This window comes from Pseudomonas sp. Soil_N_39 (assembly GCF_057655955.1).
Genome location: NZ_JBDGLI010000011.1, coordinates 159,907 through 182,142 on the forward strand (window position 1 = coordinate 159,907; position 22,236 = coordinate 182,142).

The window sequence follows — 22,236 nt, forward strand, 5'->3', positions numbered from 1 at the left end:
TCCAGGTCATCAGGCCACGAGTATGCCGCAGCTATGCCCCCTAGACATAGAAAAGCGATGCGAAACTGCCTGGACGGTTTCGCATTTGCGCAGGTTTACACGAAGCAGAGCGACAGCGGCTCGGCGATGTAGGCCGGTTTTTCCGAGCCTTCGATTTCCAGGGTGGCGGTGGCCTTGAGCAGCCATTGGCCGGGTTTTTTCTCGGTGGCGTCCACCAGGTCGACCTTGAGCCGGACCTTGGAATCGACTTTCACCGGTTGGATGAAGCGCACGCTGTCCAGCCCGTAGTTGACGACCATCTTCACGCCCTCGGGCAGGATCAGGATGTCTTCCATCAGCTTGGGCATCAGCGACAACGACAGGAAACCGTGGGCGATGGTGCTGCCGAACGGGGTCTGCGCGGCCTTGACCGGATCGACGTGGATGAACTGAAAGTCGCCAGTGGCTTCGGCGAACAGGTTGATGCGCTCCTGATCGATGGTAAGCCATTCGGAACGTCCAAGTTCCTTGCCGACATAATCTTTGAGCGCTGCAACGGGGACGTAGGGCATTGAGACTCTCCTTGGGTTCATCGTTTTACTTTTTCTGGAACGGGGATTGGCGTCCCCGGAGAACCACTGTAGATCAACATGACGCGCCGGGCAGGTCATCGACCATGCTTTTTACGAATGCCGAACCATAGCGCGGGCATGCTTATAATGCCGGCGCATTCTTTGCAATTGCGTTCACTTAACGTGTGCGTTTGATTTCGTGGCGAGGGAGCTTGCTCCCGCTGGGCTGCGCAGCGGCCCCATTTTATGAGCGCTTCGCACTCAAGCGGGAGCGAGCTCCCTCGCCACACAATCACGCCGTGAATCGAATTGGCGCGTTCATTGGGTCTGTTGCTGGGGGAGAGAGCGGATGTTGCTACGGGGCCTGACCTGGCTGGTGCTGTTTCAATTGCTGGGCACTGCGATCAATCATTTGTTTTTGCCGGTGCTGCCAGGGCCGATCATTGGCCTGCTGTTGCTGCTGGGCTATCTGGTGGTGCGCGGCGAAGTCAGCGAGCCGCTGAACCTGGCCGCCGGCAGCCTGCTGCGTTACTTGCCTTTGCTGCTGGTACCGCCTGCGGTGGGGGTGATGGTTTATGCCGGGGCGATTGCCGCCGATTTCTGGGCCATCGTTGGCGCGTTGACCTTGTCGCTGGTGCTGTCCGTGGCGCTGACGGGGGTGTTGATGCAGCGCCTGGCCCGCCGTCACGTCGCCGCCCCGGAGGACAGCCAATGATGCTCGACTGGCAGGGCGCTTGGACCTCGGTGATCCACCATCCGCTGTTCGGCATCGGCATTACCTTGGGCGCCTATCAACTGGTGCTGGCGGCATTCGAGAAGACCCGCTGGGTGTTCCTGCAACCGGTGCTGATGTCGATGGTGCTGTTGATCGGCGTGCTGGTCGGCTGCGGCATCGGCTATGCCGAGTACCGCAAGAGCACCGAGATCCTCAGCATTCTGCTGGGTCCGGCCACGGTCGCCCTGGCGGTGCCGCTGTATTTGAACCTGCGACGGATCCGGCAGTTGTTCTGGCCGATTTTTACTACGCTGGTGATAGCCGGGGTGTTTGCCACAGGCTCCGCGGTGTTGCTGGGCTGGGCTTTTGGGGCCGAGCACATGATCCTGATGACCATGGCGCCCAAGTCCGTGACTTCGCCGATCGCCATGCTGGTGGCCGAGCAGATCGGCGGCGTGGCGGCCATGGCGGCGGTGTTCGTGTTGATCACCGGTGTGCTTGGGGCGATCCTCGGCCCGAGCATTCTGACCCGGTTGGGTGTCCATAGCCCTGAGGCCCGGGGCATGGCCCTGGGGCTGGCGGCCCATGCGGTGGGCACGTCGGTGGCGTTGCAGGAAAGCGAAGAGTCGGGTGCCTTTGCGGCGCTGGCGATGAGTCTAATGGGCGTGGCCACGGCAGTGCTATTGCCGTTGGTGGTGTCGATGACCGTTTAAGGATCTGGTTATGAGCTTGCCGCTTTTCCCGTTGAACACCGTGCTGTTCCCCGGTTGCATCCTCGACTTGCAGATTTTCGAGGCGCGCTACCTCGACATGATCGGGCGCTGCATGAAAAAGGGCGAAGGCTTCGGGGTGGTGTGCATCCTCGATGGCGAGGAAGTCGGCATCGCGCCTGAAGGCTACGCGCGGGTCGGCTGTGAAGCGCGCATTACCGATTTTTCCCAGCAGGACAATGGTCTGCTGGGCATTCGCGTGCAGGGTGGGCGGCGCTTTATCGTCCATGACAGCAGCGTCCAGGCCGATCAACTGACGGTCGCCGAGGTCGAGTGGCTGGAAGAAGAGCCGGAGCAACCGCTGCAGGATGAAGACGCCGACCTGGTGGCGCTGCTCAAGGCCCTGGCCGAGCACCCGATGGTCGAGGCTCTGAACATGGGCACCGAAGCGACCGGCCAGCAATCGCTGGCCAATCAACTGGCTTACCTGCTGCCGTTCAATGAGCTGGACAAGATCGACCTGCTGCAACTCGACGACCCGCAACAGCGCCTGGATGCGATCCAGGCGTTGCTCGATGAGTTGCAAGGTGAGCTCTTCGCCTGACACCCCTCCTATCCACCGAACAACACCGCCCCCCCTGTGGGAGCGAGCTTGCTCGCGATAGCAGTGGGTCAGCTTGCATCAATGTCGACTGTGCAGCCGTCATCGCGAGCAAGCTCGCTCCCACAGTGGTATTGGGTTGGCTGCGGGATTGGCGTGCGCCACAAATCTCCTGTGGGAGCGAGCTTGCTCGCGATTGCCTAATAGGCATACCGCAACATCGCATGGGGCAAATGCCGCAGGGCGAAGAAGCTGAACACCGCCACCAGCGCCGGCAGGACCAGCCACCAGACTTTCGGCGGCATGGCCGGCAGCGGGGTCTGGCGCTGGCTCAACCACAGGGCGGCCGCACAGATGCTGGCGGCGAGCATCGCCCCGGCGACGATGTCGCTGGGCCAGTGCGCGCCCAGGTAGACCCGCGACAGGGCAATGGCCAGTGCCGGCAGGCAGCCCAGCAGCAGCCAGGTCAGGCGCAGGCGTGGCGGTTGACCGCGGCCGGCCAGGACGGCGAGGGTCAGGAACAGCGCGAATGCCCCGGAGGAATGGCCGCTGGGCATGCTGTAGCTGGTCAGCGGGTCGGTGAGGATTTCCGGGCGCACACGGGCAAAGAAGTGTTTGCAGCCGGTATTGGCCAGGGCGGTGAACAGCATCGTGCCCCCGGCGAAGATTGCCTGGCGCCATTGCCGTGCCAACAGCAGCAACCCGGTCACCAGGCTGCACACAATCAACATGTAGCGGAATTCGCCGATCAGCGTAAAGGTCACGGCGATTTCATCCAGCGTCGGGCCGCGATGCTCTTGGACCAGGGCCATCAAGCCTTGGTCGAACGCCGTCAGGTAGCGAAAGCCGATGAACAGGCCGATCAGGATCACCAGGCCGATGCCGGCGATCAGTGCTGTGGCATGACGATGGCGCCGCAGGGTGCTGTTGACGCTCAACCCGATCATCACCGCGATACTGCCGATGACCACGCCGGCCTGGGGCCAGAAACCTTCGGGCAGCGGCAGGCGAAACGCCGCCCCGGTGGCCCAGCCCGGCAGCAGATAGGCCACGGTCCAGCCCGACGCGGCCAACACGCTGACGGCGGCGAAGCGCGGGAACGGCATGTCGCACATCCCGGCCACCATCGGCAACATCGGCCGTAGCGGGCCGATGAAACGGCCCACCAGCAGGCTGGCGATGCCGTAGCGCTGGAAATAGCTTTCCGCGGCGCTCATCCATTCCGGGTGATGCCGCAGCCCCGGCAGGCGCCGGATGTTCTGGTGGAAATGCCGGCCGAGGAAGTACGACACCAGGTCCCCCAGCAAACCCCCGAGCAGGCCCAGCAGCAGCGTCTCGCCCAAGGACAATGCGCCGCTGCCGGCCAGCACCGCAATCGCAAACAGCAGCACCGTGCCCGGCACGATCAGACCGGCGATGGCCAGGCATTCCACGCAGGCGACGATGAACACCGCCACCGCCAGCCATTGCGGGTTGACGGTCAACCAACCGGTGATGCTATCGAGCCATGGGCCCATAAGAACAACTCCATTGAATAGTGATGGGCATGCACCGAATCCCCTGTGGGATTCTGTTGTAAACACAAAAACCTGTGGCCACTGAACATCAACTGTGGGAGCGAGCTTGCTCGCGATAGCTGTGTGTCAGTCAGCCCCCATTCTGCTGACCCGACGCCATCGCGAGCAAGCTCCCCACAGGTAATTCAGGGTGTAACAAAAGTTCGCATCCACTGAAGATCCATTGTGGGAGCGGGCTTGCTCGCGAATGCAGTGTGTCAGGTACATCAATATCAACTGACACGCCGAATTCGCGAGCAAGCTCGCTCCCACAAGGGGTATGCGGTGTTTCATCAGGAAAGCAAAAAGTAATCACGCCCTTCGACCTGCCCCCGCCGCAACGGATTACGGGTACACCACGGGGCATAGGCCGCATCGACAAAACGGTAGGGCAGGTGCTCGTCCCGTCCCAGGGGAATGCCCAGGCGAGTGGTCTGGATCGCATTGACCGTTGGTACGCCCACGTCTTCCACCAGCAAGCGCTCGGGGTCGAAGCGCTTGGCGTCCCAGTCCGGCACTTTCAGCCCCAAAGCTTTGCATAACAGGGTCTGGCCGGCACAGAGTTTTTGCGGTGTGCGCGGTCGGCCTTGGGCGTCGGGGTTGTTCAATAACATCTGCGCCAGGCTCGCCGGCCCGGAAAGGGCATCGACCCACGGGTACGCCGATTTGATCAGCACCGCATTGCCGGGGCCCTGGGCGCTGAAGTTCAGCGAATCGCCGCCCCGGGCGTAGTACATATAGATGTGCCCGCCATCCAGAAATAAAGCCTTACGTTTTTCCGTGTAGCCCAGGGAGGCGTGGCTGCCCTTTTCCGCGTAGTAATACGCCTCGGTCTCGATGATCCGCGCGCTGAGCCACAGGTCGCCGACCTTGTGGCGGATGACTTTGCCCAGCAGGTCTTTGGCAAGCACCTGGGCGTCGCGGTCGAAAAAGGCGTGGGGCAGGGCGTTGGGCGATGGCAAATCGGTCATGGCGATAGACGAAGTGAGGCCAAAGGAAGTGCGATGATAGCAATGCAAAGCTTAATCACCGCTGAACACCTGCTTCAACCGGCTGTTTACGCCTGTTTTGCTTCTCCGCCGGTCACCACTGCGAGTCCATGCTGTTAGTCGAGGGTTACGACAGCTATAATCTGCCGCTTTCCCCATCGCCAAGACCACACAGACCATGACTGAGTCCGTTCTTGACTACATGACCCGCCTGGGTCGCGCCGCTCGCGAAGCGTCGCGCATCATCGGCCGGGCCAGCACCGCGCAGAAAAACCGCGCCCTGCAGGCCGCCGCCAATGCGCTGGACGCCGCGCGCGCCGAGTTGTCCGCCGCCAACGAGCTGGACCTGGCCGCTGGCCGGGCCAATGGTCTGGAGCCGGCCATGCTCGAGCGTCTGGCGCTGACCCCGGCACGCATCGACGGCATGATCGTCGGTCTGCGCCAGGTCGCGGCCCTGCCGGACCCGGTCGGGGCGATCCGCGACATGAGCTACCGTCCGTCGGGCATCCAGGTCGGCAAGATGCGCGTGCCCCTGGGCGTGGTCGGGATCATCTACGAGTCGCGGCCGAACGTGACCATCGACGCCGCGAGCCTGTGCCTGAAGTCGGGTAACGCGACCATCCTGCGTGGCGGCTCCGAGGCCATCCATTCCAACCGCGCCATTGCCGCCTGCATCCAGCGCGGCCTGGCCGAGGCCGATCTGCCGGCGGCCGTGGTGCAAGTGGTGGAAACCACCGACCGCGCCGCGGTCGGCGCCCTGATCACCATGCCCGAGTACGTCGATGTCATCGTGCCGCGCGGCGGCAAGGGCCTGATCGAACGGGTCAGCCGTGACGCCCGCGTGCCGGTGATCAAGCACCTGGACGGCATCTGCCACGTCTACGTCAGTGCCCACGCCGAATTGCCGAAGGCCCAGCGCATCGCTTTCAACGCCAAGACCTACCGCTACGGTATCTGCGGCGCGATGGAAACCCTGCTGGTGGACCAGGCCGTTGCCCAGGACTTTTTGCCCTCGATGGCCGCCCAGTTCCGCGAAAAAGGCGTCGAGCTGCGTGGTTGCGAGCGTACCCGGGCGATCATCGAGGCCGTCGCGGCCACGGCAGAAGACTGGGACACCGAATACCTGGCGCCGATTTTGTCGATCCGCGTGGTCGACGGGCTGGACCAGGCCATCGACCACATCAACCGCCACGGCTCGCACCACACCGACTCCATCGTCAGTGAACACCAGGGCGAAACCCGGCGATTCGTGGCCGAAGTCGACTCGGCATCGGTGATGATCAACACCCCGACCTGCTTCGCCGATGGCTTTGAATACGGATTGGGTGCCGAGATCGGCATTTCTACTGATAAGCTGCACGCCCGCGGCCCGGTCGGTCTGGAAGGCCTGACCTGCGAGAAGTACATCGTGGTCGGTGATGGCCAGTTGCGCGGACAGGAGCCGGTCTGACTTGGGCGACCTCGAATCGCCGGCCGCTGTGACGACGACAATCCCGCCCCGGCGCATCGGTATCCTGGGCGGCACGTTCGACCCGGTGCACATCGGCCATCTGCGCGGTGCGCTGGAAGTCGCCGACGCCCTGGCCCTCGATGAGCTACGCCTGACGCCCAGCGCCCGGCCGCCTCATCGGGACATGCCGCAGGTGTCGGCGCAGGACCGCCTGGCGATGGTCGAGTGCGCGGTGGCCGGTGTGGCACCACTGGTGGTGGACGCCCGCGAATTGCAGCGGGACAAGCCGTCCTACACCATTGATACCCTGGAGCTGATGCGTGCCGAACTGGCCGTTGATGCCCAGGTTTTTCTGCTTTTGGGCTGGGACGCATTTTGCGGCCTGCCCACTTGGCATCGCTGGGAAGAGTTGCTCCAGCATTGCCACATCCTGGTGTTGCAACGCCCGGATGCCGACAGCGAGCCGCCGGATGCCTTGCGCAACCTGCTGGCGGCCCGCTCGGTGAGCGACCCGCTGGCCCTGAAAGGGCCGAGCGGACAGATTGCATTCGTCTGGCAGACGCCGCTCGCGGTATCCGCCACCCAGATCCGTCAACTGCTGGCCAGCGGTAAGTCGGTACGTTTCCTGGTGCCCGACGCGGTCCTGGCCTACATCGATGCGCACGGGCTTTACCGTGCGTCGAACTGAAAGAGGCGCGCTTCAAGGCACGTGAATGCGTGTAGCGAAGCGCCCGAACATACGAGCAAAACGAGTTTTATATGACTGACAAAGACGTAAACAAAGTAAAGCGCAAGGGCACGTTCAAGAGCGCCCCGCTGCCCGTAGAGGCCCACACCGGCGTGGCGCTGGTCGGCGAAGAGCTGGTCAAGGTGGCCGTGGCGGCCCTGGAAGACGTCAAGGCCCAGGACATCCAGGTGATCGACGTTCGTGACAAGCAGAGCATCACCGACTACATGATCATCGCCACCGGTACCTCCAACCGCCAGATCGGCGCGATGCTGGACAAGGTCCGCGAAGCGGTCAAGGCCCAGGGCGTCAAGCCGCTGGGTGAAGAAGGCAAGGGCGACAGCGACTGGGTACTGTTGGACATGGACGATGTCATCGTGCACATGATGACCGCCTCGGCGCGCCAGTTCTACGACCTGGAACGCCTGTGGGCCGGTGCCGAGCAGAGCCGTTCGGCCAGCGCCGCGCACCACAGCCCGGAAAACCCCCATGAGCACTTCACCAAGCTCAACAAAGACCAGCAATAAGGGACCGCTGTGCGACTGCGCCTGATCGCCGTCGGTTCTCGCATGCCCAAGTGGGTGGAAGAAGGCTGGCATGAATATGCCAAGCGTCTTCCGTCCGAGCTGGCCCTGGAACTGGTGGAAATTCCGCTCAACACCCGTGGCAAGAACGCCGACGTGGCGCGTTTCATCCGCCAGGAAGGCGAAGCCATGTTGGCCAAGGTCGGGCCGAACGAGCGCATCGTCACCCTCGAAGTCCACGGCAAGCCCTGGAGCACCGAGCAACTGGCGGTGGAGCTCGATCGCTGGCGGCTGGACGCGCGCACGGTCAACTTCATGGTCGGTGGCCCGGAAGGGCTGGCGCCGGAAGTCTGTGCCCGGGCCGATCAGCGCTGGTCGTTGTCGCCGTTGACGTTGCCGCACCCGCTGGTGCGGATCCTGATCGGCGAACAGTTGTATCGTGCCTGGACAGTCCTGTCCGGGCACCCTTACCACAAGTAATCCTGCCCCATGCCCCAGCCGATCCGTATCAAGGACCACGAAAAAGACGCCCGTCTGGTACGGGGCCGCGTCGTGTTCGGCGCTATTACGGTGGTGGTGCTGATCGGCGTGCTGATTGCGCGTTTGTATTTCCTCCAGGTGATCCAGTACGAGTACCACTCGACCCTATCGGAAAACAACCGGGTGCATGTGCAACCGATTCCGCCGACCCGCGGGCTGATCTTCGACCGCAATGGCGTGGTGGTGGCGGATAACCGGCCCAGCTTCAGCCTGAGCATGACCCGCGAGCGGTCCGGCGACTGGCAGCAGGTACTCGACGTGATCGTCGAGGTGCTGCAACTGACGCCCGACGACAGGGCGATTTTCGAGAAGCGCATGCGTCAGGGGCGACGGCCGTTCGAGCCGGTGCCGATTTTGTTCGAGCTGACCGAAGAGCAGATCGCCCTGATCGCCGTGAACCAGTTCCGCCTGCCCGGCGTCGAGGTGGTGGCGCAGTTGGTGCGGCATTATCCCCAGGGGCCACACTTTGCCCACTCGGTCGGCTACATGGGACGGATCAACGAGAAAGAGCTCAAGACCCTCGATCCGGTCAATTACAGCGGCACCCACCATATCGGCAAGACCGGTATCGAGCGCTTCTACGAGCCCGAACTGCATGGCCAGGTGGGTTACGAGGAAGTCGAGACCAACGCCCGCGGTCGCGTATTGCGGGTGCTCAAGCGCACCGATCCGATCCCTGGCAAGGACATCGTCCTGAGCCTGGACATCAAGCTGCAAGAGGCCGCCGAGGCGGCGCTGGGCGGGCGGCGTGGCGCGGTGGTGGCACTGGACCCGAACACCGGCGAGGTGCTGGCGATGGTCAGCCAACCGAGTTTCGACCCGAACCTGTTCGTCACCGGCATCAGCTTCAAGGCCTACGCCGAGCTGCGCGATTCCATCGACCGACCGCTGTTCAACCGCGTGTTGCGCGGCCTCTATCCCCCGGGTTCGACCATCAAGCCGGCCGTGGCGATTGCCGGGCTGGATGCTGGCGTGGTCACCGCGTCGACCCGGGTCTACGACCCGGGTTATTACCAACTGCCGAACTACGACCACAAGTACCGCAACTGGAACCGCACCGGCGACGGTTATGTGGACCTGGAAACGGCGATCATGCGTTCCAACGACACCTACTTCTATGACCTGGCCCATAAGCTGGGGATCGATCGGCTGTCGTCCTACATGAACAAGTTTGGCCTTGGTCAGAAAGTTTCCCTGGACATGTTCGAAGAATCGCCCGGCCTGATGCCATCCCGTGAGTGGAAGCGGGCGACCCGGCGCCAGGCCTGGTTCCCCGGCGAAACCCTGATCCTGGGGATCGGCCAGGGCTACATGCAGGCAACGCCCTTGCAATTGGCCCAGGCCACGGCGCTGGTGGCGAGCAAGGGCAAGTGGTATCGCCCGCACCTGGCCAAGACCATCGAAGGCCAGAAGCCAGTGGACCCGGACCCGATGCCGGACATCATCCTGCGCAACCCGTCGGACTGGCAGAAGGTCAACATCGGCATGCAGCAGGTGATGCACGGCGCTCGCGGCACCGCCCGCAAGGCGGCCATCGGCGCGCAATACCGCATTGCCGGCAAGAGCGGTACGGCCCAGGTCGTCGCCATCAAGCAGGGCGAGAAGTACGACCGCACCAAGGTCCAGGAGCGCCACCGCGACCACGCCTTGTTCGTCGGCTTCGCGCCGGCCGACGACCCGAAGATCGTCGTGGCGGTGATGGTCGAGAACGGCGAGTCGGGGTCCGGCGTCGCCGCGCCGGTGGTGCGCCAGATCATGGACGCCTGGCTGCTGGATGAGCACGGCCAGCTCAAGCCCGAATACGCAAGCCCCATCACTGCGGAGGCTACGGCCCGTGAAGAATAATTTCGACCGGATCCTCTCCAGCGAAGACGTGATGCGCCGTCGCGCCACCTTGTTGCAGCGCATGCACATCGATGGCCCGTTGCTGATCCTGCTGCTGACCCTGGCCGCGGGCAGTCTGTTCGTGCTGTATTCGGCCAGCGGCAAGAGCTGGGACCTGCTGGCCAAGCAAGCCACCTCGTTCGGCATCGGCCTGGTGTCGATGATCGTCATCGCCCAGCTCGAACCGCGGTTCATGGCGCGCTGGGTGCCACTGGCCTATGTGGTAGGGGTCTGCTTGTTGGTGGTGGTGGACATCATGGGCCACAACGCCATGGGCGCCACCCGCTGGATCAACATCCCCGGGGTGATCCGCTTCCAGCCTTCGGAGTTCCTCAAGATCATCATGCCGGCGACCATCGCCTGGTACCTGGCCAAGCGCTCCTTGCCGCCGCAGCTCAAGCATGTGTGCATCAGCCTGTTGCTGATCGGCATCCCGTTCATCCTGATCGTCCGCCAGCCGGACCTCGGCACCTCGCTGCTGATCCTGGCCGGCGGCGCGTTCGTGCTGTTCATGGGTGGGCTGCGCTGGCGCTGGATCCTCAGCGTGATCGCCGCCGCCGTGCCGGTGTCGGTAGCCATGTGGTACTTCGTGATGCACGACTACCAGAAGCAGCGGGTGCTGACCTTCCTCGACCCGGAGAGCGATCCGCTGGGCACCGGCTGGAACATTATCCAGTCCAAGGCCGCCATCGGCTCCGGCGGCGTGTTCGGCAAGGGTTGGCTGATGGGCACCCAGTCGCACCTGGACTTTTTGCCGGAAAGCCACACCGACTTCATCATCGCCGTATTGGGCGAGGAGTTCGGCCTGGTAGGCATCTGCGTGCTGCTGCTGATCTATTTATTGCTGATCGGCCGGGGGCTGGTGATCACTGCCCAGGCCCAGACGCTGTTCGGTAAATTGCTCGCGGGCAGCCTGACCATGACGTTTTTTGTTTACGTTTTCGTCAACATCGGTATGGTCAGTGGCCTGTTGCCGGTCGTGGGGGTGCCGTTGCCTTTCATTAGCTACGGAGGAACTTCGCTGGTGACACTACTGTCAGCGTTTGGGGTTTTGATGTCGATTCATACGCATCGCAAGTGGATCGCGCAGGTTTGAATAAGGTGAAGAGTTCAATGCAAGCAATGCGTGGCTGGTCGACGCGATATGCGCCGTGGATCGGCCTGGTCGGCTTCCTCGGCAGTGCGTCGCAGGCCTGGGCCGGTGAATACGAAGGCTCGCCACAGGTGGCCGAATTCGTCGGTGAGATGACCCGCGACTACGGTTTTGCCGGTGAGCAACTGATGGGGGTGTTTCGCGAGGCCGAGCGCAAGCAGTCGATCCTCGATGCGATCTCCCGGCCTGCCGAGCGGGTCAAGCAGTGGAGCGAGTACCGGCCGATGTTCATCACTGAGGCGCGTATCGCCCGGGGCGTGGACTTCTGGCGCCAGCACGAGGCGGCACTGACCCGTGCCGAGCAGGAATACGGCGTGCCGGCCCAGTTCATTGTGTCGATCATTGGCGTCGAGACCTTCTTTGGCCGCAATACCGGGAATTTCCGGGTGATCGACGCACTGTCGACCCTGGGCTTCGATTACCCGCCGCGTGCCGAGTTCTTCCGCAAGGAGCTGCGCGAGTTTCTGCTGCTGGCCCGCGAAGAGCAGGTCGATCCGCTGACCCTCAAGGGTTCCTACGCCGGGGCCATGGGCCTGCCGCAATTCATGCCGAGCAGTTTTCGCGCCTATGCGGTGGACTTCGATGGTGATGGCCACATCAATATCTGGACCAACCCGACCGATGCCATCGGCAGTGTCGCCAGCTATTTCAAGCGTCACGGCTGGGAAACCGGCCAGCCGGTGGTCAGCCGTGCCGACGTGCGTGGCGAGCAAGTGGACGAGGGCCTGACCGAGGGCATCGAGCCGACGAAAACCGTCGGGGAGTTGCGGGCGTTGGGCTGGTCGAGTCATGATGCGCTGCGTGACGACATGCCGGTCACCGCGATGCGCCTGGAAGGCGAACAAGGCCCCGAATACTGGATGGGCCTGAAGAATTTCTACGCGATTACGCGTTATAACCGCAGCGTGATGTACGCCATGGCCGTATATCAACTGTCTGAAGAGCTGGTCAAAGCACGGGGCGTCAAATAATGCGGGCATTGCCTACCCATCTACCCCTGAAGGCTAAACCCCTCAAACTCGTGGCGTTGGCTGCGCTGTCGCTGCTGGTCGTCAGTTGTTCGACCAGCCGTGCGCCGGTCCAGAAAAACACCACCGCCGTGCGTGCGACGCCGGGCCTGGACATCAACCGGGCCCACAAGGACGGCGCGCCGTGGTGGGACGTGGATGTCTCGCGTATTCCCGACGCCACGCCGACCCTGCACACCGGCCCCTACAAGGCCAACCCGTACACGGTGCTGGGCAAGACCTATTTCCCGATGGCCGACTCCAAGCGCTACGTGGCCTCGGGCACGGCGTCCTGGTACGGCACCAAGTTCCATGGCCAGAACACCGCCAACGGCGAAGTGTATGACCTGTATGGCATGAGCGCGGCCCACAAGACCTTGCCGCTGCCCAGCTATGTGCGGGTGACCAACCTGGACAACAACAAGAGCGTGATCCTGCGGGTCAATGACCGTGGACCGTTCTATTCCGACCGCATCATCGACCTGTCGTATGCGGCGGCGAAAAAACTCGGTTACGCTGAAACGGGCACCGCCCGGGTCAAGGTCGAGGGCATCGACCCGCAGGAATGGTGGGCCCAACGTGGCCGTCCGGCGCCTTTGATGCTCAACGAGCCGAAAGTGGCGCAAAATGCCGCGCCCACCGTGACGGCGTCCACCGGCACGGTCGAGCAATGGACGCCACCGCCGCAGCAACACGCCGCGGCCGTGCTGCCGGTACAGATCGATGCAAAAAAAAACGCTTCTGCAACAGCGTCTGGCCAGTTTCTGCAAGTGGGCGCGTTCGCCAACCCGGACGCTGCCGAGCTGCTGAGGTCCAAACTCAGCTCGATGGTGAGCGCCCCGGTGTTCATCAGCTCGATCGTGCGCAACCAGCAGACACTGCATCGGGTGCGCCTGGGGCCGATCGGTTCTCCGGGTGAAGTCCAGCAGGTGCAGAACAGTGTGCGCCTGGCCAATCTCGGCTCGCCGAGCCTGGTCACCGCTGAGTGATTGAATGAGGCCCGCTTGCGGTTGGAGCGGGTCAGGTTGTTGGCTCCATGAATAATAAAAGCCCGGCAAGGGTGTGAGTGAGCAACTTAAATACGCGGCAGCTCGTTAGAAAGCTGCCTGTTTAGTTCTGCCTTCGGGCAGTCCCATTAGCGATTTCGAGAGACGGATGAACATCACCACCTTTGCCAAACGCCTTTGCCTGCTAGTCCCGCTGCTTCTCTCACCGGCCGCGTTCGCGGTCGAGATGATGCCGGCGCCCCCTCAATTGGCCGCCAAGTCCTTTGTGCTCATGGATGCCAGCAGCGGCGAGGTGCTGGTAGAGAACAACGGTGACCAGCGTCTGCCACCGGCCAGCCTGACCAAGCTGATGACCGCCTACATCGCCACCCTGGAAATCCGTCGCGGCCAGATCGGTGAAAACGATCCGGTGACCGTCAGCGAAAACGCCTGGCGCACCGGCGGTTCGCGGATGTTCATCAAGGTCGGTTCGCAAGTGACCGTCAGCGACCTGCTGCACGGCATCATCATCCAGTCCGGTAACGACGCCAGCGTCGCCCTGGCCGAGCACATCGCCGGCAGCGAAGATGCGTTCGCCGACATGATGAACAAAACCGTGGCCGACCTGGGCATGACCAACAGCCACTTCATGAACCCCACCGGCCTGCCGAACCCTGAGCACTATTCGTCGGCTCACGACATGGCGATCCTGGCCCGGGCAATCATCCATGAAGACCCGGCGCACTACGCCATCTACTCCCAGAAGGAATTCTTCTGGAACGGCATCAAGCAGCCTAACCGCAACCTGCTGCTGTGGCGCGACAAGACTGTCGATGGCCTGAAGACCGGTCACACCGAAGAGGCTGGTTATTGCATGGTGTCTTCGGCGGTGCGTGATGGCATGCGCCTGATCGCCGTCGTCTTCGGCACCAACAGCGAAGTGGCCCGGGCCGCCGAGACCCAGAAGCTGTTGACCTACGGCTTCCGTTTCTTCGAAACCCAGACCTTCTACCAGAAGGGCACCGAATTGGCCCAGGCCCAGGTCTGGAAAGGCTCGACCAACCAGGTCAAGGCCGGCCTGGCCCAGGACCTGACCATGACCCTGCCCAAAGGCCAGCTCAAGAAGCTCGCTGCGAGCATGACCATGAACCCGCAACTGACCGCTCCCATCGCCAAGGGCGACGTGATCGGTAAAGTCGAAGTCAAACTGGACGACAAAGTGGTGCACAGCGCTGACCTGATCGCTCTGGACGCGGTCGAGGAAGGTGGTATCTTCCGCCGCATCTGGGATAGCATCCGTCTATTCTTCTACGGCTTGTTCAACTGATTGATGTGTTGACCTGCATGGCCTCGTTCCCATCCGGAGCGGGGCCATGTGCGTTACCACGGCTTACGAGGCCGTTACGCCATGACAGACGAAGTAAAGGCGCCAAAAATCGAATTTCCCTGCGCGGATTACCCCATCAAGGTAATCGGCGACACTGGCGTGGGTTTCAAGGACAAGATCATCGCGATCCTTGAAAAACATGCCACCGTTGACCACAAGACCCTGGCCGAGCGCCAGAGTACCAACGGCAAGTACACGACGATCCAGTTGCACATCATTGCCACCGGTCAGGAACAGCTCTACGACATCAACAGCGAGCTGCGAGCGACCGGTTTCGTGCACATGGTGTTGTGATGCCGGGCACGCTGGGCTTTCGCGAGCTGGGCACGATGGCTTACGAGCCGGTCTGGCATGCCATGCAACGCTTCACGAACGAACGCGGCACCACCGCCGACGATGAAGTCTGGCTGGTGGAACATCCGCCGGTGTTCACCCAGGGCCAGGCCGGCAAGGCCGAGCACCTGTTGCTGCCGGGGGATATCCCGGTGGTGAAGGTCGACCGGGGCGGGCAGGTGACCTACCATGGCCCTGGCCAACTGGTCGCCTATCTGTTGTTGGATGTGCGCAAGCTGGGGTTTGGCGTGCGCGAGCTGGTCACCCGCATGGAGACGTGCCTGATCGAGCTGCTGGCCAGCTACGGTGTGACGGCGGCGGCCAAGCCGGATGCGCCGGGTGTCTACGTCGATGGGGCGAAAATTGCCTCCCTGGGTTTGCGGATCCGCCACGGCTGTTCGTTTCATGGCCTGGCGTTGAACGTGGACATGGACCTGGCGCCATTCCGACGGATTAATCCCTGTGGCTACGCGGGACTGGCGATGACCCAGTTGAGCGAACACGCAGGATCGATTGAATTTGCCGAGGTAAGTGCCCGGCTGCGCGCGCAGCTCGTCAAACACCTCGACTATGCTGAGCAGACGACCCTCACGGGCGGAATCGACTGATATGACTACTGATGCAGTGCAAACCATGATCCCGACGCTGGACGTCACCGAGCGTCCGGCCCCGCGTGCCAAGGTAGAGGCCGGCGTCAAGCTGCGCGGCGCCGAGAAGGTTGCACGCATCCCGGTCAAGATCATCCCCACCACCGAGCTGCCGAAGAAACCCGACTGGATCCGCGTGCGCATCCCGGTTTCCCCGGAAGTCGATCGCATCAAGGCGCTGTTGCGCAAGCACAAGCTGCACAGCGTCTGCGAAGAGGCCTCCTGCCCGAACCTGGGCGAGTGCTTCTCCGGCGGCACCGCCACGTTCATGATCATGGGTGACATCTGCACCCGTCGCTGCCCGTTCTGTGACGTCGGCCATGGCCGTCCGAAGCCCTTGGACACCAACGAACCGGAAAGCCTGGCCATCGCCATTGCCGACCTGAAGCTCAAGTACGTAGTCATCACCTCGGTGGACCGCGACGACCTGCGTGACGGCGGTGCCCAGCACTTTGCCGACTGCATCCGCGAGATCCGCAAGCTGTCGCCGAACGTACAGTTGGAAACCCTGGTGCCCGATTACCGTGGCCGCATGGACATCGCCCTGGAAATCACCGCCGCCGAGCCGCCGGATGTGTTCAACCACAACCTGGAAACCGTGCCGCGCCTGTACAAGGCCGCGCGCCCGGGGTCGGATTACCAGTGGTCGTTGACCTTGCTGCAGCGCTTCAAGCAGATGATGCCGCACATTCCGACCAAGTCTGGCTTGATGCTGGGCCTGGGTGAGACTGATGAGGAAGTTATCGAGGTGATGAAGCGGATGCGTGAGCATGACATCGATATGCTGACCTTGGGGCAGTACTTGCAACCGTCTCGTAGTCACCTGCCGGTGCAGCGTTTTGTGCATCCGGATACCTTTGCCTGGTTTGCTGAGGAAGGGTACAAGATGGGGTTCAAGAACGTGGCTTCGGGGCCGTTGGTGCGGTCTTCGTATCATGCGGATGAGCAGGCTAAGTTGGTCAAGGCTGAGTTGCTCGGGTCCTGATTTTTTAGCGTTTGTTTTTGGGGTGGTGTGTATATCCGTTTCTTCGGTAACGGCTACTGATGGTTCCGCTCTTACAGCGGGTCACTTTTGAGAAGCCCGGAAGCCGGCCCAGTCAAAAGTAACCAAAACGCTTCTGCCCCACCACTCGGTGCCTCGCCTAGGCTCGGCATGCCTGAACGAAGGCATTGCTCCGTGGGCCGCCGCGAAGGGCCATCCATGGCCCAGCGCGGCTAACCCGGCATCCATGCCGGGTTGCCCACTGCGCAATACCTTCGTTCAGCCATCGTGGTTAATGGGGCGCCCGAGATCAATGTCCACCGCGAGGCGGCCTGATAGCCGACCTGGTTCTTGGTGGGACCGCATTTCTCCTGTGGGAGCGGGCTTGCTCGCGAAGGCGGTGGGTCAGTCTGCAGTGATGTTGGATGTGTCGACCTCATCGCGAGCAAGCTCGCTCCCACAGGTTTTTGTATTGTGTGCAAAGGTTGTGGGCACCCGCACACCCCCTGTGGGAGCGAGCTTGCTCGCGATGGCGATAGTGCAGCCGCATAAGTGCTGAACATGCCCCGCTCTTGCTTTGCTTTGCTTTGCTTTGGATCTTGATCTTGATCTGGACGCCCCGTTAAACCACGCTGGCCGAACGCAGGCATTGCGCAGTGGGCATCCCGGCATGGATGCCGGGATAGCCGCGCTGGGCCATGGATGGCCCTTCGCGGCGGCCCACGGAGCAATGCCTGCGTTCGGGCATGCCGAGCCTAAGCGAGGCACCGAGTGGTGGGGCAAAGCGTTTTTGGTTACTTTTGGCACTCTTCCAAAAGTGACCCGCTGTAAGAGCGGAACCCTAAGTGGCCGTTACACAAAAAACGGATATACACACGATCAAAAAGCCGGGAACCCCATGGCCCACACCTTAACCCCCCATCACCCCGTCCCAGCACTCCCTCAAGAAGGCATGATCGGAGTGATCGCCCCCGCCGGCCCCGCCCCCCTGGACACGGAAAAAGCCATCCAATGGATGCACGCAAGGGGCCATGAGCTGCGAATATTCCCCGGCGTCTACGAAAAGGACAACTACCTGGCCGGCAGCGACGAAATACGCCTCAACGACCTCCACGCCGCCTTCGCCGACCCAGAAATCAAAGCCATCATCTGCCTACGCGGCGGCTACGGCACACCAAGGCTCCTCGATCGCATCGACTTCGACCTCCTACGCCGCAACCCCAAACCATTCGTAGGCTACAGCGACATCACCGCCCTGCACCTGGCCATCAGCCGCTACGCAGGCTTCGTGACCTTCCACGGGCCGCTGCTCAACGCCGATCTGCTGGGCGACAAGGAACCCCCAACCGTCACCTCGTTTTTCAGCCTGCTGCGTGGGCAGCTGAAAGCCGGCAGCGCGCTGAACCACCCCGCCGCCTACCCATTGACCACCGTCGAGCCAGGCATCGCCCACGGACGTCTGCTGGGCGGCAACCTGTCGATGATTGCCGCGACCATGGGCACGCCTTATCAGATCGACGCTGAAGGGGTGATCCTGTTCATCGAAGACGTCAACGAGCCGCTGTATCGCATCGACCGACTGCTGACTCAGCTTCGGTTGGCCGGCACGTTGCACAAGTTGCGTGGCGTGTTGGTGGGGGATGTAGCGGGAGTTGATGTCGAGGCGTTGAACCGCTTGCTCAAGCAGACCTTCGAACCGTTGCGTATTCCGGTGGTGTCCGGCTGGCGCAGTGGGCATTGCGATCCGAACCTGACCTTGCCCATGGGGGCGTTGGTGACGCTGGATGCGGGGGAGAAGCGGTTGGTGTTGGAGCAGGATGTGGTGGTCAGTCGCTAGTCATGTAGCGCCTGCGAATCAGTCATCGCGAGCAAGCTCGCTCCCACAGGTTGACCGAGAACCCCTGTGGGAGCGAGCTTGCTCGCGATATAGCGGTAGCCGCCATACGGCAATTCAGCGGCTACGCAACGCCTCCAGCAACTGATGCGTCGGATACCCGTCCGCCGGCCAGCCGAACGATTGCTGGGCGCCGCGGATGGCCTTGCGGGTGTTGGCGCCGATGATGCCGTCGGGGTTGCCCGCGTCGTAGTTATGCTTGCCCAGCAGGGTTTGCAGTTCGATGCGTTCGCTACGGCTCAGGGGCAGGTCTTCCTTGGGCCATTGGCCGTAGACCAGCCCGCCATCGGTAAAGCGCTTTGACAACAGCCCGACCGCCAAGGCATAGGACGACGAGTTGTTGTACTTGAGGATCGCGCGGAAGTTATCAAAGATCAGGAACGCCGGGCCGCGATGGCCGGCCGGCAAGAGCAGGGACGCCGAGAGCTGCTTGTCCTCGGGGGCGATTGGCAAGCCGCCATATTCCGCGACGCCTAGCCGCATCCATTCAGAGACGGGCTTGCGGATAGTGCCATCGGCCAGCGTGTAGTCGAAGCCCTCGTTGAGCGAGACCTCGACCCCCCACGGCTGGCCACGTTGCCAGCCGGAGCTTTGCAGGTAATGCGCGGTCGAGGCCAGGGCATCGGTGGAGCTGCCCCAGATGTCGCGGCGGCCGTCGCCGTCGAAATCCACCGCATGGGTGTTGTAGGTGGTGGGGATGAACTGGGTCTGGCCCATGGCGCCGGCCCAGGAGCCGAGCATTTTTTCCGGCGTGATATCGCCTTGTTGCAGGATCTGCAGCGCGGCGATCAATTGCGCATGAGCAAAGCCCGGGCGCCGACCTTCGTAGGCCAGGGTCGCCAGGGAGTTGATCACCGACTTGCTGCCCTGGAACTGACCGAAGTTGCTCTCCATGCCCCACACCGCCACTAGCGCTTCGCGATCGACGCCATAACGCTGCTCGATGTTTTGCAGAACCTGGGCGTTCTGCTGGATCAGGCTCTTGCCCTTGTTGACCCGCAGTGGCGACAGCGCGCCATCGAGGTATTCCCACACGGGGCGGGTGAATTCCGGCTGGCTGCGGTCGGCCTTGATCACGCTCATGTCCGGGCTGACACCGATAAACGCACGGTCGAACAAATCGGCGCGGATCCCGGCGGCCAGGGCCTCCTTGCGAAACCCGGCCTGCCATTGCGCGAAGGTCTGGGTGGGCGCAATGACCAGGTCGTCACCGGTGGGCACCACAGGCGGCACGATGGCCGGAGCGGTCACGGTGGGAACAGTCTGGAGCGGTTGGGCGTCGGCGGCGGTAGGTTTTTCGGCGCAGGCGACAAGCAGGACAACGCTTGCGGCAACAATCATTTGGCGCAGTGGCCAACGATGGGAAAGACAGAAGGGCATGCACGGGTCCAGAAATACAATTCAGGTGCTGACCTTAACATGCGAAAGGGGCGTAGGGCTTGTCCGAGTGTTTCAAGCGGCCAGAAAGCAAGAAGCCTCCCAGTTGTCAGACTGGAAGGCTTCGCGGCGGTAGCTGCCCTTGCCCTTGGTGGGTCGTTCCTGGCGGCTGCGGAACAGGGGTTGGGCGACGATGGACTTGGCCTTGTTCGGGCCATGCTTGGATGGCTTTTTGCTCATGATGGGATCTCTCGTGGGGTGGTTTTTGCGGGGCAAATCATGGGACAGAGTTGGGGGGTTGTCCAGTCCCTGCATTGCGTAGGAAATGTCATTCAGACGAACACACGACTTGTGGTGCCGATAGGTGGGAGCAAAGCTTGCTCGCGATACAGACACCTCGGTTTCAGAGACACCGCGCTGCTTTCATCGCGGGCAAGCCTTGCTCCCACAGATGTCTTCGCCGCAGAACAGCCTTCAGTGCGTGCTTATTCGGCAGGTAACGCCAACCGCTGCCCAGCCATCAACAGCGACAACCGACTGAGGCTCATCCACGGCGAGCCGGCGGCCTGGCCCTTGATCTGCGCATCGATGCGCTGGGCCTCGAGCAGCAGTTGCGCCCAGCGTGGTGCGGAGTAGCGTTGCAGGGCCTTGCTCATCAGCGGTTTGCGCTTGTCCCAGACGGGCGGGCGGGCCTGGCTGAAGGCTTTGTCCAGCGGTACGCCCTGGCTGTATTGCAGGGACAGGTTGGCCAGCAGGCGCAATTCCCGGGCCAGGGCCCAGAGGATCACTGGCGGCTCGACCCCTTCGCCTCGCAGGCCTTCGAGCATGCGCAAGGCATGGGCGGCTTCACCGTTGAGGATCGCATCGGTCAGTCCGAAGACATCGAAGCGCGCACTGTCGGCCACGGCGGCTTGCACCGTTTCCACGGTGATCTGCCCGCCCTCGGCCATCAGCTTGAGCTTTTCGATTTCCTGGGCGGCGGCCAGCAGGTTGCCTTCGACCCGGGCGGCAATCAGCTCCACCGCGTCCTGGCTGGCCGAGAGGCCGGCCTGGGACAGGCGTTGGCGGATCCAACTGGGCAACTGGCTGACATCCACCGGCCAGATCTGCACGAACTGGGTCTGCGGGCCTTCGACCAAGGCCTTGCCCCATTTGGTCTTCTGCGCGCTGCCGTCGAGTTTCGGCAAGCTGATGAGCAGCACCGTGTCCTCGGCCGGGCGTGAGCAATACTCGATCAGCGCGGCGGCGCCCTTGTCCCCGGGCTTGCCAGACGGCAAACGCAGTTCCAGCAGGCGTTTTTCAGCGAACAACGACATGCTCGCCCCGGCCTGCAGCAGCGTGCCCCAGTCGAAACTGGCGTCGGCGGCGAAGACCTGGCGTTCGTCGAAGCCTTGCTGGCGAGCGGCGGCGCGGATGGCGTCGGCGGCTTCCTGGCACAGCAGCGGGTCATCGCCACTGATGATGTAGACCGGCGCGAGGGCGCCTTGCAGGTGTTTGCCGAGTTGAGCGGGAGCGAGCTTCATAAGAGAAAGCGAGCGGGGCGCCGGAGCGCCCCGCAAGGCTTATTCAACCGGGATCTGCATTGGCGACTGTTGCGGGGTTTCCGCCTCAGCCTTGCGTGCTGCTTCCAGCGCTTCGGCTTCGGCCTTGGCCTTGGCGTCGGCGGTCTGTTGCAGCTGCTCCAGTTGGGCCGGGCTCAGCTGTTGCAGGCGCAGCATCATGCGTTGCACGAGGTCGCGACGCATTTCCTCGCGTACTTCGCTCGACTCCTGATCGGAACCGGTGATGTTGTTGCCATCGTGCAGGTAGACCTTCTGCACCTGCAGTTTGTCGTCCAACAGCATCAGGTCGTTCTGGCCGCGGATCTCATAGCTCAGCACGTTGTTCAGTTCGTACTCGGCCGAACGGCCGGCACCGGCATAGCTCAGGCTGCGCTGGCTTTGTTGTTCTCTGGCCAGCACCAGCTTGTACGGCGCACCGCTGTAGATCTTGACACCACTGTTCTCCAGGGTCTCGCGCAGCATCTTGACGGTGTCGCCATAGGCGTCCCGTGCGCTGAGGTCCAGTTCCTTGATCGCCAGCTCGGTGGTGCCGGTGCCGCGCAGTTGGAAGCCGCAGGCGCTCAACAGGACCGCCAGGCCCACTACCAGCAGATTACGTTTGATCATCTTGTTGCTCCCCTTGAACCCTATGGGGGTCGACCATGCGACCCCGCAGGTTGTA

The 22,236-nt window shown here is 62.6% G+C and carries 24 protein-coding genes; 16 read left to right on the forward strand and 8 right to left on the reverse strand.

Annotated elements, in window-relative coordinates:
• Positions 1 to 95 precede the first annotated feature (95 nt).
• Entirely contained in the window at positions 96 to 551 is a 456-nt protein-coding gene (locus AC3A5O_RS17800; protein ID WP_122565036.1) for a MaoC family dehydratase, read from the reverse strand.
• A 349-nt stretch (positions 552 to 900) separates the two neighbouring features.
• Between AC3A5O_RS17800 and AC3A5O_RS17805 the strand changes: the two genes are divergently transcribed.
• Genes AC3A5O_RS17805 through AC3A5O_RS17815 form a run of 3 tightly spaced genes read left to right on the forward strand, consistent with a single transcriptional unit; the run spans position 901 to position 2,580 of the window.
• Complete coding sequence (locus AC3A5O_RS17805; protein ID WP_053125681.1) at positions 901 to 1,266, forward strand: CidA/LrgA family protein; 366 nt, start codon at positions 901 to 903, stop codon at positions 1,264 to 1,266.
• Positions 1,263 to 1,979 (forward strand): LrgB family protein, encoded by a 717-nt coding sequence (locus tag AC3A5O_RS17810; RefSeq protein WP_092444060.1) that lies wholly within the window; start codon positions 1,263 to 1,265, stop codon positions 1,977 to 1,979. The genes AC3A5O_RS17805 and AC3A5O_RS17810 overlap by 4 nt, the downstream gene beginning before the upstream one ends.
• Before the next feature lie 10 nt (positions 1,980 to 1,989).
• The gene (locus AC3A5O_RS17815; protein WP_122565037.1) at positions 1,990 to 2,580 is read left to right on the forward strand and encodes an LON peptidase substrate-binding domain-containing protein; all 591 of its coding nucleotides are present in this window, start codon (positions 1,990 to 1,992) and stop codon (positions 2,578 to 2,580) included.
• A 197-nt stretch (positions 2,581 to 2,777) separates the two neighbouring features.
• Here AC3A5O_RS17815 and AC3A5O_RS17820 read toward each other — a convergent pair whose 3' ends face one another.
• Positions 2,778 to 4,094, reverse strand: a complete 1,317-nt coding sequence (locus AC3A5O_RS17820; RefSeq protein ID WP_122565038.1) for a bifunctional DedA family/phosphatase PAP2 family protein — start codon at positions 4,092 to 4,094, stop codon at positions 2,778 to 2,780.
• Between the two features lie 332 nt (positions 4,095 to 4,426).
• Positions 4,427 to 5,104, reverse strand: a complete 678-nt coding sequence (locus tag AC3A5O_RS17825; RefSeq protein ID WP_487753514.1) for a DNA-3-methyladenine glycosylase — start codon at positions 5,102 to 5,104, stop codon at positions 4,427 to 4,429.
• A 196-nt stretch (positions 5,105 to 5,300) separates the two neighbouring features.
• Here AC3A5O_RS17825 and AC3A5O_RS17830 point away from each other — a divergent pair, with 196 nt between their 5' ends.
• From AC3A5O_RS17830 to lipA, 12 genes are all read left to right on the forward strand, one after another.
• Entirely contained in the window at positions 5,301 to 6,572 is a 1,272-nt protein-coding gene (locus AC3A5O_RS17830; protein ID WP_122565040.1) for a glutamate-5-semialdehyde dehydrogenase, read from the forward strand.
• Entirely contained in the window at positions 6,541 to 7,260 is a 720-nt protein-coding gene (gene nadD, locus AC3A5O_RS17835) for a nicotinate-nucleotide adenylyltransferase (protein ID WP_122565041.1), read from the forward strand. The genes AC3A5O_RS17830 and nadD overlap by 32 nt, the downstream gene beginning before the upstream one ends.
• A gap of 71 nt (positions 7,261 to 7,331) precedes the next feature.
• Entirely contained in the window at positions 7,332 to 7,826 is a 495-nt protein-coding gene (gene rsfS / locus AC3A5O_RS17840; RefSeq protein WP_053125667.1) for a ribosome silencing factor, read from the forward strand.
• Between the two features lie 9 nt (positions 7,827 to 7,835).
• Positions 7,836 to 8,303, forward strand: a complete 468-nt coding sequence (gene rlmH / locus AC3A5O_RS17845) for a 23S rRNA (pseudouridine(1915)-N(3))-methyltransferase RlmH (protein WP_047229490.1) — start codon at positions 7,836 to 7,838, stop codon at positions 8,301 to 8,303.
• Between the two features lie 9 nt (positions 8,304 to 8,312).
• Positions 8,313 to 10,208: a penicillin-binding protein 2 gene (gene mrdA, locus AC3A5O_RS17850; RefSeq protein WP_122565043.1), complete on the forward strand. Its 1,896-nt coding sequence runs from the start codon at positions 8,313 to 8,315 to the stop codon at positions 10,206 to 10,208.
• A gap of 31 nt (positions 10,209 to 10,239) precedes the next feature.
• The gene (gene rodA, locus AC3A5O_RS17855) at positions 10,240 to 11,343 is read left to right on the forward strand and encodes a rod shape-determining protein RodA (RefSeq protein WP_163006686.1); all 1,104 of its coding nucleotides are present in this window, start codon (positions 10,240 to 10,242) and stop codon (positions 11,341 to 11,343) included.
• Between the two features lie 17 nt (positions 11,344 to 11,360).
• On the forward strand, positions 11,361 to 12,371 hold the full coding sequence (mltB, locus tag AC3A5O_RS17860; RefSeq protein ID WP_122565044.1) for a lytic murein transglycosylase B: 1,011 nt from the start codon (positions 11,361 to 11,363) through the stop codon (positions 12,369 to 12,371).
• Positions 12,371 to 13,396 carry a septal ring lytic transglycosylase RlpA family protein gene (locus AC3A5O_RS17865; RefSeq protein WP_122565045.1) on the forward strand — a complete coding sequence of 342 codons (1,026 nt, stop codon included), beginning with the start codon at positions 12,371 to 12,373 and terminating at the stop codon, positions 13,394 to 13,396. Before mltB ends, AC3A5O_RS17865 begins: the two co-directional genes overlap by 1 nt.
• 166 nt (positions 13,397 to 13,562) lie before the next feature.
• On the forward strand, positions 13,563 to 14,720 hold the full coding sequence (locus tag AC3A5O_RS17870) for a D-alanyl-D-alanine carboxypeptidase family protein (RefSeq protein ID WP_122565046.1): 1,158 nt from the start codon (positions 13,563 to 13,565) through the stop codon (positions 14,718 to 14,720).
• 81 nt (positions 14,721 to 14,801) lie between these two features.
• A complete protein-coding gene (locus AC3A5O_RS17875) occupies positions 14,802 to 15,074 on the forward strand; it encodes a DUF493 domain-containing protein (protein ID WP_122565047.1) in 273 nt (90 codons plus the stop codon).
• Positions 15,074 to 15,721, forward strand: a complete 648-nt coding sequence (lipB, locus tag AC3A5O_RS17880; RefSeq protein ID WP_003205887.1) for a lipoyl(octanoyl) transferase LipB — start codon at positions 15,074 to 15,076, stop codon at positions 15,719 to 15,721. Before AC3A5O_RS17875 ends, lipB begins: the two co-directional genes overlap by 1 nt.
• A 1-nt stretch (position 15,722) precedes the next feature.
• The gene (lipA, locus tag AC3A5O_RS17885; RefSeq protein WP_014340371.1) at positions 15,723 to 16,745 is read left to right on the forward strand and encodes a lipoyl synthase; all 1,023 of its coding nucleotides are present in this window, start codon (positions 15,723 to 15,725) and stop codon (positions 16,743 to 16,745) included.
• Between the two features lie 619 nt (positions 16,746 to 17,364).
• On the opposite strand, the gene AC3A5O_RS17890 is transcribed toward lipA, so the two are convergent.
• Positions 17,365 to 17,490, reverse strand: coding sequence for a hypothetical protein (locus AC3A5O_RS17890; RefSeq protein WP_256572709.1), 126 nt, complete (start codon positions 17,488 to 17,490; stop codon positions 17,365 to 17,367).
• Positions 17,491 to 17,640: 150 nt separating this feature from the next.
• Between AC3A5O_RS17890 and AC3A5O_RS17895 the strand changes: the two genes are divergently transcribed.
• Complete coding sequence (locus tag AC3A5O_RS17895) at positions 17,641 to 18,579, forward strand: S66 peptidase family protein (protein WP_305468612.1); 939 nt, start codon at positions 17,641 to 17,643, stop codon at positions 18,577 to 18,579.
• A 114-nt stretch (positions 18,580 to 18,693) separates the two neighbouring features.
• Here AC3A5O_RS17895 and AC3A5O_RS17900 read toward each other — a convergent pair whose 3' ends face one another.
• The 4 genes from AC3A5O_RS17900 to AC3A5O_RS17915 all read right to left on the reverse strand — a co-directional run bounded on the left by AC3A5O_RS17900 (position 18,694) and on the right by AC3A5O_RS17915 (position 22,181).
• Positions 18,694 to 20,016, reverse strand: a complete 1,323-nt coding sequence (locus tag AC3A5O_RS17900) for a lytic murein transglycosylase (RefSeq protein ID WP_122565050.1) — start codon at positions 20,014 to 20,016, stop codon at positions 18,694 to 18,696.
• Positions 20,017 to 20,088: 72 nt separating this feature from the next.
• Positions 20,089 to 20,253, reverse strand: coding sequence for an alternative ribosome rescue factor ArfA (gene arfA, locus AC3A5O_RS17905; protein WP_122565051.1), 165 nt, complete (start codon positions 20,251 to 20,253; stop codon positions 20,089 to 20,091).
• Between the two features lie 245 nt (positions 20,254 to 20,498).
• On the reverse strand, positions 20,499 to 21,536 hold the full coding sequence (gene holA, locus AC3A5O_RS17910; RefSeq protein WP_122565052.1) for a DNA polymerase III subunit delta: 1,038 nt from the start codon (positions 21,534 to 21,536) through the stop codon (positions 20,499 to 20,501).
• A gap of 39 nt (positions 21,537 to 21,575) precedes the next feature.
• A complete protein-coding gene (locus AC3A5O_RS17915) occupies positions 21,576 to 22,181 on the reverse strand; it encodes an LPS-assembly lipoprotein LptE (RefSeq protein ID WP_487753515.1) in 606 nt (201 codons plus the stop codon).
• Between the last annotated feature and the right edge of the window lie 55 nt (positions 22,182 to 22,236).

Excerpts from the sequence above, each read along its gene's own strand:
- AC3A5O_RS17800 (WP_122565036.1), bottom strand. The coding sequence starts at position 551 with ATGCCCTACGTCCCCGTTGCAGCGCTCAAAGATTATGTCGGCAAGGAA.
- AC3A5O_RS17805 (WP_053125681.1), top strand. The coding sequence starts at position 901 with ATGTTGCTACGGGGCCTGACCTGGCTGGTGCTGTTTCAATTGCTGGGC.
- AC3A5O_RS17810 (WP_092444060.1), top strand. The coding sequence starts at position 1,263 with ATGATGCTCGACTGGCAGGGCGCTTGGACCTCGGTGATCCACCATCCG.
- AC3A5O_RS17815 (WP_122565037.1), top strand. The coding sequence starts at position 1,990 with ATGAGCTTGCCGCTTTTCCCGTTGAACACCGTGCTGTTCCCCGGTTGC.
- AC3A5O_RS17820 (WP_122565038.1), bottom strand. The coding sequence starts at position 4,094 with ATGGGCCCATGGCTCGATAGCATCACCGGTTGGTTGACCGTCAACCCG.
- AC3A5O_RS17825 (WP_487753514.1), bottom strand. The coding sequence starts at position 5,104 with ATGACCGATTTGCCATCGCCCAACGCCCTGCCCCACGCCTTTTTCGAC.
- AC3A5O_RS17830 (WP_122565040.1), top strand. The coding sequence starts at position 5,301 with ATGACTGAGTCCGTTCTTGACTACATGACCCGCCTGGGTCGCGCCGCT.
- nadD (WP_122565041.1), top strand. The coding sequence starts at position 6,541 with ATGGCCAGTTGCGCGGACAGGAGCCGGTCTGACTTGGGCGACCTCGAA.
- rsfS (WP_053125667.1), top strand. The coding sequence starts at position 7,332 with ATGACTGACAAAGACGTAAACAAAGTAAAGCGCAAGGGCACGTTCAAG.
- mrdA (WP_122565043.1), top strand. The coding sequence starts at position 8,313 with ATGCCCCAGCCGATCCGTATCAAGGACCACGAAAAAGACGCCCGTCTG.
- rodA (WP_163006686.1), top strand. The coding sequence starts at position 10,240 with ATGCGCCGTCGCGCCACCTTGTTGCAGCGCATGCACATCGATGGCCCG.
- mltB (WP_122565044.1), top strand. The coding sequence starts at position 11,361 with ATGCAAGCAATGCGTGGCTGGTCGACGCGATATGCGCCGTGGATCGGC.
- AC3A5O_RS17865 (WP_122565045.1), top strand. The coding sequence starts at position 12,371 with ATGCGGGCATTGCCTACCCATCTACCCCTGAAGGCTAAACCCCTCAAA.
- AC3A5O_RS17870 (WP_122565046.1), top strand. The coding sequence starts at position 13,563 with ATGAACATCACCACCTTTGCCAAACGCCTTTGCCTGCTAGTCCCGCTG.
- AC3A5O_RS17875 (WP_122565047.1), top strand. The coding sequence starts at position 14,802 with ATGACAGACGAAGTAAAGGCGCCAAAAATCGAATTTCCCTGCGCGGAT.
- lipB (WP_003205887.1), top strand. The coding sequence starts at position 15,074 with ATGCCGGGCACGCTGGGCTTTCGCGAGCTGGGCACGATGGCTTACGAG.
- lipA (WP_014340371.1), top strand. The coding sequence starts at position 15,723 with ATGACTACTGATGCAGTGCAAACCATGATCCCGACGCTGGACGTCACC.
- AC3A5O_RS17890 (WP_256572709.1), bottom strand. The coding sequence starts at position 17,490 with ATGCCCGAACGCAGGCATTGCTCCGTGGGCCGCCGCGAAGGGCCATCC.
- AC3A5O_RS17895 (WP_305468612.1), top strand. The coding sequence starts at position 17,641 with ATGGCCCACACCTTAACCCCCCATCACCCCGTCCCAGCACTCCCTCAA.
- AC3A5O_RS17900 (WP_122565050.1), bottom strand. The coding sequence starts at position 20,016 with ATGCCCTTCTGTCTTTCCCATCGTTGGCCACTGCGCCAAATGATTGTT.
- arfA (WP_122565051.1), bottom strand. The coding sequence starts at position 20,253 with ATGAGCAAAAAGCCATCCAAGCATGGCCCGAACAAGGCCAAGTCCATC.
- holA (WP_122565052.1), bottom strand. The coding sequence starts at position 21,536 with ATGAAGCTCGCTCCCGCTCAACTCGGCAAACACCTGCAAGGCGCCCTC.
- AC3A5O_RS17915 (WP_487753515.1), bottom strand. The coding sequence starts at position 22,181 with ATGATCAAACGTAATCTGCTGGTAGTGGGCCTGGCGGTCCTGTTGAGC.